This window comes from Lacisediminihabitans changchengi (genome assembly GCF_016634425.1).
GTDB classification, from domain to species: Bacteria; Actinomycetota; Actinomycetes; order Actinomycetales; family Microbacteriaceae; genus Lacisediminihabitans; species Lacisediminihabitans changchengi.
This window is the reverse complement of the sequence record NZ_JAEPES010000003.1, coordinates 348,643-361,672: the sequence shown is the minus strand read 5'-3', so window position 1 is coordinate 361,672 and position 13,030 is coordinate 348,643. Positions and strand designations below refer to the sequence as shown.

General features: G+C 68.7%; 11 protein-coding genes. 3 read left to right on the top strand and 8 right to left on the bottom strand.

Annotation, left to right across the window (positions count from 1 at the left end):
- Positions 1-20: 20 nt before the first annotated feature.
- The 7 genes from IV501_RS10065 to IV501_RS10035 all read right to left on the bottom strand — a co-directional run bounded on the left by IV501_RS10065 (position 21) and on the right by IV501_RS10035 (position 7,576).
- Positions 21-1,760 (bottom strand): DNA polymerase Y family protein, encoded by a 1,740-nt coding sequence (locus IV501_RS10065; protein WP_200555181.1) that lies wholly within the window; start codon positions 1,758-1,760, stop codon positions 21-23.
- Entirely contained in the window at positions 1,757-2,515 is a 759-nt protein-coding gene (gene imuA', locus IV501_RS10060; RefSeq protein ID WP_307812174.1) for a DnaE2-dependent mutagenesis accessory factor ImuA', read from the bottom strand. Before imuA' ends, IV501_RS10065 begins: the two co-directional genes overlap by 4 nt.
- Positions 2,516-2,528: 13 nt before the next feature.
- Positions 2,529-3,068 (bottom strand): GtrA family protein, encoded by a 540-nt coding sequence (locus IV501_RS10055; protein ID WP_200555182.1) that lies wholly within the window; start codon positions 3,066-3,068, stop codon positions 2,529-2,531.
- A complete protein-coding gene (locus IV501_RS10050) occupies positions 3,061-3,906 on the bottom strand; it encodes a polyprenol monophosphomannose synthase (protein ID WP_200555183.1) in 846 nt (281 codons plus the stop codon). The genes IV501_RS10055 and IV501_RS10050 overlap by 8 nt, the downstream gene beginning before the upstream one ends.
- Positions 3,903-5,444 (bottom strand): glycosyltransferase family 39 protein, encoded by a 1,542-nt coding sequence (locus IV501_RS10045; RefSeq protein WP_200555184.1) that lies wholly within the window; start codon positions 5,442-5,444, stop codon positions 3,903-3,905. Before IV501_RS10045 ends, IV501_RS10050 begins: the two co-directional genes overlap by 4 nt.
- A gap of 72 nt (positions 5,445-5,516) precedes the next feature.
- On the bottom strand, positions 5,517-6,902 hold the full coding sequence (locus IV501_RS10040) for a sensor histidine kinase (protein ID WP_200555185.1): 1,386 nt from the start codon (positions 6,900-6,902) through the stop codon (positions 5,517-5,519).
- A complete protein-coding gene (locus IV501_RS10035; protein ID WP_200555186.1) occupies positions 6,899-7,576 on the bottom strand; it encodes a response regulator transcription factor in 678 nt (225 codons plus the stop codon). Before IV501_RS10035 ends, IV501_RS10040 begins: the two co-directional genes overlap by 4 nt.
- Before the next feature lie 136 nt (positions 7,577-7,712).
- Between IV501_RS10035 and IV501_RS10030 the strand changes: the two genes are divergently transcribed.
- From IV501_RS10030 to IV501_RS16570, 3 genes are all read left to right on the top strand, one after another.
- Positions 7,713-9,290 carry a S53 family peptidase gene (locus IV501_RS10030; protein ID WP_200555187.1) on the top strand — a complete coding sequence of 526 codons (1,578 nt, stop codon included), beginning with the start codon at positions 7,713-7,715 and terminating at the stop codon, positions 9,288-9,290.
- A gap of 29 nt (positions 9,291-9,319) precedes the next feature.
- The gene (locus IV501_RS10025; RefSeq protein WP_200555188.1) at positions 9,320-9,667 is read left to right on the top strand and encodes a hypothetical protein; all 348 of its coding nucleotides are present in this window, start codon (positions 9,320-9,322) and stop codon (positions 9,665-9,667) included.
- A 309-nt stretch (positions 9,668-9,976) separates the two neighbouring features.
- On the top strand, positions 9,977-11,149 hold the full coding sequence (locus tag IV501_RS16570; protein WP_200555189.1) for a GAF domain-containing protein: 1,173 nt from the start codon (positions 9,977-9,979) through the stop codon (positions 11,147-11,149).
- Here the strand turns inward: IV501_RS16570 and IV501_RS10015 are convergent.
- A complete protein-coding gene (locus IV501_RS10015; protein WP_200555450.1) occupies positions 11,146-13,011 on the bottom strand; it encodes a gamma-glutamyltransferase family protein in 1,866 nt (621 codons plus the stop codon). The genes IV501_RS16570 and IV501_RS10015 overlap by 4 nt on opposite strands.
- Between the last annotated feature and the right edge of the window lie 19 nt (positions 13,012-13,030).

The following is a 13,030-nucleotide window of genomic DNA, read 5'->3' as shown; positions in this document are numbered from 1 at the left end:
AGCGTTCTCTCCACGTGGCATCAGTCGTAGCTCGCTTCTGCCCACCACAGGTGGTCTTCGAGCACGAGCAGCCAGGCGCCGCCGTGTTCGTCGACCACCTGGAAGCGGCTCGAACTGCGGGCGGAGCCGGCATCCCACCAGCGCACATCGATCGGCCACGGGCCCGCCCAGCCCACCACGGTGAGCAGGGTGCGGCCGTCGACCGAGAACCGGGCGGGCTCCCCGCTGAGCTCGCCGCGGCCGTCAACGTCGACCGTGCTGTTTCTGGCGTCGAGCACCAGAGCGGGTTTCGGCGATTCAAATACCGTGGTCGGCGTGGGCGGGGGCAGCTGTCCTGGCCACGGTTGCCGCGGGGAACGCGTCTCGAGCGGACGATCGCCCCAGGCCACCAGCTCCCGGCGCTCCATCAGGGTGCGCCCGCCGCCGAGCGCGCCGGTGAGCACGCCACCGTGCCCGAGCAGGCTCTGCACCCGAGAGAGACCGTGGTGGATGCGCTCGTCGTGGCCTGTACCCCAGAGGCCCTGCTCGTGGTTGCCGATCGGGTCGACCGCCTCTGGCACGATCCGCACCCGGGTGACTGCCGAGCGCAGCCCGGAGTCGTCGCCCGCGGCGCCCGTGCCGAGCTGCCAGCGCACCCGGTCCACGATGTCTGCCGCGGTGAAGGAGCGCGGATGCAGCCAGCTGCGCTCCGACAGCTCTCCGCCCTCCGAATCGATCTCGACCCGGATCGCGGTGCAGACCAGCTGCGCGCGGATGAGCTCGTGCACGAAGGCGTCGGCAGTGCCTCGCACACCGAAGGCGACCTGTTCGACCCTGTCGAGCGGGGGTTCGAAGAAGATCGAGCCGTCGAGCTCCTCGGGGGGAACCCTGGCGATGATCGGGCGCGAGTCGAGGCCGGCGGCCAGGGCGTGCAGGCGTGCGCCCTCCTGCCCGAAGCGGGCCTCGACATCGGTCGCCTGTAGCGCGGCGAACTGCCCCAGGGTACGGATGCCGAGCCGCAGCAGCAAGGTCGACAACGAGCCGCCGCTGGTTCGAGTGACTGTGCTGCGCTTCGCCGCCGCACCGGGGCTGACTTCTGCACCGATGAGCCCCACCGGCAGCGGTGCCAGGAAGCTGGCGGACTGACCGGCGGGAACGATGCTGATGCGACCGGATGCGACCTGGCCAGATGCGACCTGGCCAGATGCGACCCGGCCAGATGCGACCCGGCCGGGTGCGAGCTGGGGACGAACGGAGGCGCGCGCGGCGTGCTCCGCGGTGAACGGGCCGTCGGCGATGCCGATCCGTGCCCCCCGGATGCCGAGTTCGTCGAGGGCGTCGAGCAGCCAGAGCGCCGCCTCTTCCTCGCTGCCGTAGTAGGCGGCCGGTCCACGGGCACGCACGGCACACGTTCCCGGGCGCAGCAGTTGCACCCCGGGCATGGTCTCCTCGATCACTTCGAGCACCGGCTCGAAGGCGCGGAGGTCGAGCTGCGACTCGTATGGCAGCACGATCAGGTCGGAACAGCGGGCCTGGGCGTCGCGCACCCGCTGCCCGCGCCGCACTCCCTGGGCGCGCGCGGCGGCGGAACAGGCGAAGACCTCGCCCCGGTCGATGAGGGCTAGCCGGGCGTCCGCCGCCGCGGCACCGGGATGCGCGCGCAACACGGTCTCGGAGCGCCCCGCCGCGATGACCGGCCAGTCGGGCACCCAGAGCAGGATGGTGCGCGTGGGGACGGGGGTGGAGGCGGGGCGCGCGGGTGAGAGGACCGGTGTACTCATACCGCGGCTCGCAGGTGGGTGACGGGGGAGGCGAGCACGGGGGAGGCATGCACCGCGCGGAGGGCGAGCTGCGGGTCTGGCAGCCAGAGCCGGGTGCTGCGCGGACGTCCGGCGAGTCGGCTGCTGACGGTGACGGTGACCTGGCGCGCGGCGAGATGGCCGTGGCCTGCGCCGATGCCAGACCAACTGCTCTCGGAGATGCTCAGCATCGCCTCACTCTGCGGCCACGGCCCGAGCACGATGAGGGTGGCTCCGCGCTGCCGGAGGCGGGCGCTGAGCCGAGAGACGCTGCCATCACTGGCGCGCTTGGGCGGGCGGATGACGACGACCCCGAGCACGTCGGCCACCGCGGCCGCCACGGCCAGCCACTGATCGCCGGGATGCGGAACGAGCACGAGCCGCTCCAGGTCGATGCCGAAGCCCGCTGCCGCCTCGAGGCCGAACTCGGGGATGCCGACGATGCCGCACCATGACCCCGCGGAGGATGGGCCGGCCAGCAGCGCCATCACCAGCGCGGCGGACTGGTCGACCGAGTATGCGGCACCCTGCTTGAGGCCCCCGCCGGGGAGCAGCGCGCCGATCGCCGGGTGGGTGGGCACCAGCCGGGTGTCGAGCTTCGTCGCCTGCATCTGCCGGATGCGCGCCTGCAACTCCTCCACAGTGGCGCGCGTCGGCTCCGCTGCTAAAGAGAGCGCATCCGCAGCCAGTGCGGGGAGCGTTGCGGTCGACGGGGCCATCTCCTCATATTCGAACACATGTTCGACTATGTCAATTGCCTCCGACACCCGCGCGAGTTGCCCCTAACTGTGCTTCGGCAGGCGCCGGCGGAAGCACGATGCGGCGCACGCCGAACACCCACCAGCGGTACAGGGCGAAACGGAAAGCGGTACCGAGCGCGAGCCCCACCACATTGCTCGCGACGTTGTCGGCGAGCAGCGAGGTGTAGCCGAGGGCGTAGTGCGAGATCCAGAGGCACCCCAGGGCTATCAGCGAGCCGGCGATGCTCACCGCTCCGAACTCGACCGCCTCCCGCACCACCTGCGCGCGGGAACCCCGGCGACGTTCGGCGCGGAAGGTCCAGTAGCGATTGCCGATCCAATTCGCGACGATGGCGAGCGCCGTGGAGATGGTCTTGGCGATGATGGGTCCGCCGTGCACGTCGTGGGGAGACAGCACCGTCGTGCGCAGGGCGTTGAACACGACGACATCGATCACCAGGCCGATGCCGCCGACCAGGAAGAAGCTGACGGCCTGGCGGGCCAGGCCGTGCAGCCGCTGCCCGGCCACGACTACGACGGAATCAGGCATGAACGATGCTCGGCGTCTCTAGAGTCTCCAGCGCGATGCGGGTGACCGGCATCGGATGCCGTGTGCCGAGCACTCGGGCGGGAAGCCCCTGAAGTCCCCAGACCGTGACCCGCGCGATCGCCTCGCTCACGATGCCGGAACTCATCTTCGACTCGCCCAGCACCCGCTCGACGAAGGTGATCGGCACCTCGGCAATGCGGAGCCCGGTGCTGTACGCCCGCCAGAGCATGTCGATCTGGAAGCAGTAGCCCTGGCTCAGCACGGTGTCGTAGCCGATCCTACGCAGCGCATCGGCAGTGAAGGCGCGATAGCCGCCGGTCACGTCTCGCACCGGAAGGCCCAGGGCCAGGCGCGCGTAGAGACTGCCGGCTCGGGAGAGCAGCCTGCGCCGCAGCGGCCAGTTCTGCACGGCACCGCCGGGCGTCCAGCGCGAGCCGAGCACGACATCCGCGCCCCCGGAAACAGCCCCGCTGCCCATGTCCCTACTGCCCAGATCACCCCTGCCGAGCGCGTCGAGCAGGCGATGGAGCTCTTCTGGGCGGTGCGAGCCGTCGGCATCCAGCTCGACGAAGCGCTCGTAGTCGCGGGCCAGGCCCCAGGCGAAGCCTGCTCGATAGGCGGCACCGAGTCCCTGCTTGCCCTCGCGGTGCAGCACGTGCACCCGGTCGTGCCCGGAGGCGAGCGCCGAGGCGACTGCCCCGGTGCCATCGGGGGAGTCGTCATCCACGACCAGGATGTGCACGCCGGGCACGCTCTGCAGCACCCGCGCGGCGATGAGCGGCAGGTTCTCGCGTTCGTTGTAGGTCGGGATGACGACGAGGGTGCTGGCGTTAGTCATGAGGTCTCCAGGGTGAGTTCGTAGACGGTGCTGCGATGAACAGGAAAGGCGTGGGTGACGGCATAGCCGAGCCCCTGCAGGTGACGGATGTCTGCGGGCGCGAGCGACGCGGACGACTCGACCGCCCATACCGTTCGCACCCCCACGAGGTCGGCTGCCGGGGCTGGCCCGACCACGTCCCACAGCCCCGCGGTGCGCTGGTACGGGGTGATCAGCCCGACGTCGAGCAGCCCCGTGAAGTCTTTCGGGTACAGGTGGAGGGCGAGCCGGGGCTTGCGCGAGTTGCGGATGGTCTCGTCGAAGACGATGGCGTCGCCGGGCCGCGCGTGTGCCGCGACAACGGCGGCAGTCTGCCGCAGGTCGCTTCCGCCGTCCTTGGCATACTGGCCACGTTCAGCCGCCCAGGTCGGCGCGGCCAGCGCGACGATGGCGAGTACCGCGGCGATCCGAGCCCAGGTCCACGGCACCGCGGAAATCGCCAGGGCGACCAGGATCGCCACCGCGGGAGTGCAGAACGAGAGATACCGGATGCTGTACATCGGGGCGATCAGGCTGTTGCCGGCGATCAGCACCAGCGGCGGGAGCAGCATCCAGGTAGCGATCAGCACGGTCTGTCGACGCACGGCTAATCCACGCGCGGCTAATCCACGCGCGGCCAATCCACGCGCGGTCTGTCGACGCAGGCCGAGCACGATGCCGACGATGACCAGAAGCCACCCGACCAGCGCGAGCGGACGGTTGCCGAACCACTGCAGTACGACGAGCCGCTCGAAGGTCATGTAGTGCCGATGGCTGAGGAACGAGATCTGGTTGTGCTGCGAGAGTCCGAACACGAGGAGCGGGGTGGAGAGCGCGATGCCCAGCACCACGGCGCCGGCCCAGCGGCCCAGCATCCGTCGGAAGGTGGACCCGAGCTGCGGTCGCATGACGACGAGATAGATCAGGTGTGCTCCGGCCAACAGGATCAGGTAGAGGAAGACGTAGATGGAGAGCGCCAGGCCGACGCCGTAGACGATCCAGGGCAGCAGCCGCGTCGACCGCGTCACGACCAGGTGCACCATCAGCACGGTGAGCCACACCGCGATCGCGGTACCGATCGCGTACGAGCGTCCCTCCTCACCCATGACGGTGGTGCGCGGGAGCACGGCCATGACTATTCCGGCGGTGATGGCCACCCGGGTGGAGAACAGCCGGGCGGCGAGCACCACGACCCCAGCCACCGCCACGCCGATCGCGAGAGCACTGGGCAGCCGTACCGACAGCTCGGAGGCACCGAACAGGTCGATCCAGAGGTGAAGGAACAGGTAGTACGTGCCGTGCACCGCGTCGACCCGGCCGAGTTCGGGCCAGAGGGTCGCCAGAGGCCGCTCCGCCGACATAACGCTCGCGGCCTCGTCACCCCAGTACGACGGAATCCATGAGCCGAGAAACGAAACCAGTGCGCCGCCGAGTCCGATCAGTACTGCCACCACGGGCAGCAGTCGTCGTCGTTCTCGGGACGTCGTGGGGGCGAGGAACTCGCGGGTAGCGCTGGTCACCTCTCGATGGTCGCCAGCGCAACCGCGCGTTCGCTCGGCAATCGGGTGCCCGCGCGTGAGAGTTCACACAGATTAGGTCGTCGGCACCCGGGGCAGAGTGACGGTGACGCTCAGTCCGTCGGCGTTGGCGAGGCTGATCGTGCCGCCTGCACCGGTCACGATCGCGTGCACGATGGCGAGTCCGAGCCCCGCTCCGCCCCGAGTCGTCGTGCGCGAACGGTCGGGTCGCGAGAAGCGATCGAAGGCGATCGGGATGAAATCCTCCGGCATGCCGGGGCCCGAATCGACCACGGTGAGCACCAGACCGACCGCCGAGTGTCGCAGGGCGATCCGCACGCTGCCCTCGCTGCCGAGGGCAGCGACGGCGTTATTCGCCAGGTTGTCGATCAATCGGCCCACGTTGACCGGGTCGATTCGATAGCGGTCGGCGGTATCCACCGCGGCGATGTCGTAGTCGATGGTCACCCCGGTCGCGGCAACCAGCATCCGTGCCCGGTCGACGGATGCCGCGAGTTCGACCCCGAGCGCCGTCCAGTCGCTGGTCGCACGCTCGGCACCGTTCTCCGGTTGCTCGAGCTGGCTGAGTTCGAGCAGGCCGGTAGCCAGTGCGGATAGTCGCGCCACTGACAGTTCTGCGGCGCTGATCTCCGCCTCGAGCGCCGACGCATCACCGCTCGAGAGGTGGGCCAGTTCGAGCTGCCCGGACAGGATCGCGATCGGGGTACGCAGCTCGTGGCTCGCATCCCAGACCAGCTGACGTTCCCGATCGACCGCCCCTCGGATGTCAGTGATGAACTCGTTGAGCGTCGTGGCGAGGGCGGAGAGCTCGTCGCGCGCAGGTCCGACCGGGAGCGGCTCGGTCGAGCCCTCTGCGGCGAGCGCCTGGGCCTGCTGTCGCATTCTGGTCACCGGTCGCAGCGCAGCGCCGGTGAGCAGCCAGGAAGCGACCCCGAAACCGATCAACAGCGCGATCGCCCCGATGACGATCGCGGTGGTCGCCCGGCCGAGCAACAGCATGGAGGAGTCTTCGTTGCGGACCGTCACCACGTGCCAGTCGCCGCCGCTTTCCGCGACGGTCTGCACTCGCACGCGATACACGTCGTCGCCGTCGCTGATCGAGCGGACCACGTCGCCGTCGGAATCGGCCGGAATCGCGACGATCGACGAGAGCCTTGCGGCAATGGGGCGCGGAAGGCTGGATACCACCGCGGTGCCGTCGGCATTGATCACGGAGACGAGCTGACCTTTTCCCGGGCGGTCGATCGCGGTCGGATCGTTCTGGATCTGACTGACGAACGGGGCTGCGTCGTGCGCGAGCACCGTGGTCGTGGTGCTGGAGAGGATCGATTCGAGCTGAACCCGGAAGCCGAGTCCGGCGCCCGCGAAGATCAGGGCAGCGATGAACGAACTTCCGAGCGTGATGCGCCAGCGGATCGAGAGACGTCGGAGCAGCATCATCCGCTCTCCTGGAGTCGATAGCCGACGCCGCGTTCCGTCGCGATCTGCACCCCGGCTGCCCCGGGTTCGAGCTTGCGGCGCAGGTAACTGACGTACTGGTCGACGATGTTCGGATCGATGTTCTGGGTCGTTCCCCACACCTCCTCGAGAATAACGGCCCGCCCGACGGTCTGCCCGGCGTGGGTGCACAGTAACCGCAGCAGGGCGAACTCCTTGGGGCTGAGGGAAAGCGGATGTCCGCCAGCCGTCGCCGACTGGGCCAGCGAGTCGAGACGCACGCTCCCCACCGTCAGCACGAGCTTGTCGGCTGCGGCGTCCCTGCGCAGCAGCGCCCGCACTCGAGCGCTCAACTCCACGAAGGCGAAGGGTTTGGTGAGGTAGTCGTCCGCACCGGAGTCGAGGCCGAAGACCCGGTCTTCGACGGCATCCCGCGCGGTGATGAGCAGAATCGGCAGGCTGCTGCCGGTCTGACGGATGCGGCGAGCAACCTCGAAGCCCGACATCTGTGGCAGCATCACGTCGACCGCGGCGAGGGCGAAATCGCCGCCGCTGAGGGCGATCAGCGCATCGACGCCGGTGTCGACGACGGTCGTTTCGTGCCCTTCGGCCGTGAGACCCCTGGCGATCAGCCGGCCCATCTCTGGGTCGTCCTCGACGATCAGGATCTTTGGCATAGCCGATGGTCGCACGGGTCGAGGCGATACACGCTGTGACCGCGCTGACAAGGGGCACAGCTTCCGGTGGTCCTGAATGTTTTGAGCTTTCGCGGGCGGGGATCCGGATGACGGATGTCGCGAGTAGACAGGTGTCATGACATCCGCTGAGAACGACCAGACTCCGCTCCACCTCAGCCCGCTCCCCGGCAGCGAGCGGCCCTCTGTCGATGTTCTGCGGCCCTCCGCACATGGCCTGCCCCCCGACAGCACGGTCGAGGCCACCATCGTGCTCCGCCGTCGCCCCGGGGCCGACCCCGGTGCCGACACGTCGGGCGGCGCACGCATAGATCGGGCCGATTTCGCGGCCGCATACGGCGCAGATCCGGCCGACATCTCCCTGGTCGAGAAGACCCTGGGCGATCTGGGATTGACGGTGCTCTCTGCCGATCTCGCGTCTCGGCGACTGCGTGTCTCCGGCACCATCTCGACCATGTCGCGCGTCTTCGCTGCCCGTCTCGAAGGGGTGACCAGCCGCACCATCGACGGCGCGGAGGTCGAGCACCGCAACCGGTCCGGCCAGCTGATGGTGCCTACGGCGCTCGATGGTGTGGTCATCGCGGTGCTCGGTCTCGACAACCGTCCGCAGGCGCGGGCGGAGTTTCGGGTCGCCGAGACCCGAGCGGTCACGACCAGTTACACGCCGCTCGAGCTCGGCGAGATCTATCGGTTTCCGATCGGAACCGACGGCAGCGGGCGGACCATAGCCATCATCGAACTCGGCGGCGGGTTTGCCCAGACCGAGCTCGACACGTATTTCTCAGGACTCGGCATCACTGGACCCACTGTCACCGCTGTCGGGGTGAATGGCGCGGAGAATCACCCCGGGGCCGATCCGACCGGCGCCGACGGCGAGGTGTTGCTCGACATCGAGGTCGCTGGCGCCCTCAGCCCCGGGGCCGACCTCGTCGTCTACTTCGCACCGAACACCGACGACGGATTTGTCGACGCAGTGAGCGAGGCGGCGCACGCGGCGATCACGCCGGTGTCGATCAGCATCAGCTGGGGACTCAATGAAGACGCGTGGACCGAACAGGCCAGGCGGTCGCTCGATGACGCGTTCATCGATGCCGCAGCGCTCGGCATCACCGTCACCGCGGCTGCTGGCGATAACGGAAGTTCGGATGGCGCCACCGACGGCCGCGATCACGCCGACTTCCCTGCATCTAGCCCGCACGTTCTCGCCTGCGGCGGCACCTCGCTGCGAGCCACCGCCGCAGTCGTCGCCTCCGAGACCGTCTGGAACAATGGCCCGGGCGGAGGAGCGACCGGCGGCGGGGTCAGCTCCGTGTTCGCTCGACCGATCTGGCAGACGCATGTCGGCGTCCCGGCCGCGTCGCGACCGGGCGGTGGTCGCGGTGTGCCCGACGTCTCGGCGGTGGCGGATCCCAGCACCGGCTATGAGATCCTGGTCGACGGTGAGCACCGCATCCTCGGCGGCACCAGTGCGGTCGCGCCGCTCTGGGCCGCGTTGATCGCGCGCATCGTGCAATCGACGGGCGAGCCGCTCGGGCTGGTGCATCCCCGACTGTACGAACTGGCGAGCGGATTCCGCGACGTCGTGGCGGGCGACAACGGAACCTTCGAGGCACGCGTGGGCTGGGATGCCTGCACTGGGCTCGGGGTTCCGGACGGAATAGCATTGCTTGCGGCCCTCGAGGCGCGTACCAATTAGAGGACCGCGCCACATCGAGAGGACACCCCATGGCAGAGAAGCTGAACGACGCCGCACTTCAGCACGCACGCAGTCTCGTGCGGGACGGCAAGGTCGTGCGGGACAAGCACGCCGGCTGGGCTGCCAAGGCGCCGACAGCGGCAGAGGAGAACGCATTCATCGAGAAGCACGGCTGGGCCGAATACGAAAAGTGGCATCTCGGCGTGGACGAGACCGCATCGGAACAGACCAAGGGGCGTTTCAGCTTTCCCTACGGCGACTTCAGCCGGGTTGACCGAGGAGCGGTGATCGCGATCGAGAGCCGAGCCGCCGAATACGACCACGATGACATCGCCACGGCAGCAAAGAACCTGCTCGAGCTGATCGACGAGGAGTGATCGCCCCACGTCGTGGAGGCCCGAACTGAGCACTGTGTTTCCTAAAAATGCTCCGATCCGGATGCGCGTCTCGTAGAATCAATCCACCCGTATTGCCCAGACTTCGGGCGCGGGACGGGGGAACAAGTGGATCAAACTGTGGCGACGCGACAGCGCATACCGACCGACAAGCGAATACCAACGGGACGGCGCGACCCCACTGAGCAGCGCACTCCGACTGCCAGGCGAGTCCGGACCGCACGGCCCGCCCCGGCCGACCAACGCGTCCTGGGCGATCGACTCCTATTATGGCGCGCCACGAACCTGCTCGTGCGCCCCCTCATCCGCCTGTGGCTCATCGCCATGATCCGCGGGGTGCGGCGAGCCCCTCGGCCAGAAGGCCATTCCGCAGCTCACGCCCCCGGCGCAAATCCCGATCGGGTTCTGCTCCTCGGCAACGGTCCGGCCCTGGGATTCGGCGTCCTGACTTGGGATCTGAGCCTCGCCGGTCATCTCGGACGCAGGCTCGCCACACTCACCGGTCGTGGGGCGGACGTGGAGGTGGTGGCGCGACTGCGGATGAGTGCAGCCGCCGCCTTGGACGCGGCCCGAGGCATCCGCTTTTCCTGCCACGACTCCCTGGTGATCACGATCGGCATGAACGAAGCGATGTCGTTGTCGAGTCTCGGCCGCTGGAGGAAAGACCTCATCGCGCTGCTGGACTACGTCGAGTCGGAGAGCACGAGCGAATTCCATACCTTCGTGGTGGCGAATGCCCCGGCGCGAGCCGGAGGCGGAGTGCCGCGGGTCTTCGCCGCGCTGATCAGCCGCCACATCGGCCGACTCAATGACATCGCGGCGGACGTGCTGTCGACCCGGTCCCGGGCGACCTTTGTCGCTGCCGCGCCAGAACTGGCCGTGAACCTCAACCTGTACTCCAGCGCGTCATACGATCGCTGGGCTGCGGCGATCGCGCCGAGCATGACGTCGGCGCTCTGGCACGCATCGGGCGTGGCACGTCCGCCGGCCCCGATCGACGAGCGCGCCAGGCAGACCGCTCTCGACGCGCTGGACATTCTGGATACCCCGGCAGACGAGAGGTTCGATAAGTTCACCGCGCTCGCGCGCAATCTGTTTGGCGTCTCCGGTGCCGCGATCACTTTTCTCGATAGCGAGCGCCTCTGGATGAAGTCGGCAGCCGGCATTGTGAGAACCGAGTTTCCGCGGCAGGCGTCGTTCTGCGACACCACCATCAGACAGTCGAATGTATTCGTGGTGGAGGATGCCCGATTAGATGCGCGGTTCAACACTCACCCGTCTGTCGCGGAGCCCGACGGCTTCCGTTTCTACGCCGGGTATCCGCTGCTGAGCCCGGAGGGCGAGCACGTCGGCGCCTTCTGTATCTCCGATCGCAGGGTTCGGCGACTCAGTGCCCGCGAAGCCGGCCTGCTGCGTGATCTCGCGCTCCGGGTGCAGGAACAGTTGTGGGCACGGATGCGCTAGCGCCCAGCCGCGTACCCCTGCATCCCGCGCGGATTCGCGGCTCCGAACAGGAGCCCGGTGGCGTCTCGCCCGACAGCCGACAGCCGACCATCGCGCCACTCGCCGTCCACGGTGACGTCGTGTCCGCGCACGATGAGTTCGGCGATCACCGGCATGCCGAGGCGTGATTCGACCACGGCGCCGGCCGGCGTCCACGTTCGCGGCCAAAATGACTCCGGGAACGCGGTGCTGTGGATGGCGGCCGCGTCGATCGCCTGCTGCGGGCTGTAGCCGCCGATGATGGTGCGCAGCAGGTACAGCAGTTGCCACTGGTCCTGCTGGTCTCCTCCGGGAGTGCCGAGCGCGGTGACGGCATCATCGGGACCGAAGACGAGGGTCGGGCTCAGTGTGGTGCGGGGGCGCTTGCCCGGCGTGAGGGTGGTCGGAGTACCCTCCTCGAGCCAGGTCATCTGCAGGCGGGTGCCGAGGCAGAAGCCGAGCTCGGGGATGGTCGGGTTCGACTGCAGCCAGCCACCCGACGGGGTCGCCGAAACGACATTGCCCCAGCGGTCGATCACGTCGAGGTGGCAGGTGTCGCCGCGGGTCTGGCCATCGGAGTCTGTCGGCAGGTCGCCATCGGATTCGCCCTCGAGAGCTGCCTCGTCAGCCTGCCTGGCTACAGGCGCATCCGTCTGCGCGGTCGGCTCGCCGCCTCCGCTGAGATCGGCCGGGATGTCCGCGGCAACGCGCAACGGTGGGTGGTAGGCCTCGATCCCGGGAACCGTGCCGGGGCGCAGATCGGGGGAGGCGGCATCCGTGATCAGGGTCCGTCGCTCTGCGGCATACTCCGCCGACAGCAGGTGCTCGAGCGGCACGGCGACGTCATCGCCGTAAAACGCCTCGCGGTCGGCGAAGGCGAGCTTCTGCGCCTCGAGGATGGTGTGCGCGCCGATGCCAGACGAAGGATCCAGCCGGTCGTCGTCGAAGCCGTCGAGGATGGCGAGGGACTGGAGTACCGCTGGTCCTTGGCTCCAGGCACCGGCCTTGGCGATCGTGCGGCCGCGGAACTCCGCGGTGACCGCGGGCTCGTACGACGATTCGAATCCGGCCAGGTCGTCCAGCGTGATCACCCCCGCGTGATCGTCTCCGGTCGAGTGCCGATGCGGGGTCTGGATGAATTCGACGATCGCCTGTGCGACGAAGCCCTCGCGCCACTCGCGCCGGGTCGCGTCGATGCGCTCCTCGCGGGTGTCGCCGGCGGCCGCCTCGACGAGGCGATCGTAGGTGCGGGCGAGTGCGGGATTGGTGACCAGGGTGCCGCCAGCAGCGATTTCGCCGCCCGGCATCCACTGCTCGGCAGACGAGGGCCAGTGCTCACGGAACAGCGTAGAGACCCGCTCGATCGTCGCGGTGACGGCAGGGAGCCGCGGATGTCCGTCCCGGGCGTAGCCGATGGCGAAGGCCAGCACGTCGGCGAGTTCCCAGCTGCCGTGATCGCGCAACAGGAGCAGCCAGGCGTCGACCGCGCCGGGGATGGCGGCCGCGAGAGCTCCGGTACCCGGAACGAGTTCCAGCCCCTCCGAGCGATAGTGCTCGACTGTCGCGCCCGCCGGAGCCGGGCCCTGACCCATCAGCACGATCGGCTCGCGTGGTGAATGGGAGGTGACGAAGAGTCCGACGACATCGCCGCCGGGTCCGTTGAGGTGCGGCTCGACCACCTGAAGTACGAAGGCCGCGGCGACCGCGGCGTCGAAGGCGTTGCCCCCTCGCTCGAGCACAGCCTGAGCTGACGCCGTCCCCAACCAATGGCTCGAGGCGGCCATCCCGAAGGTCCCCGTCAGCGTCGGACGGGTGGTGAACGCGGGTGCCGAGGAATACGTCATCGTCGCCTCAGCGTACCGC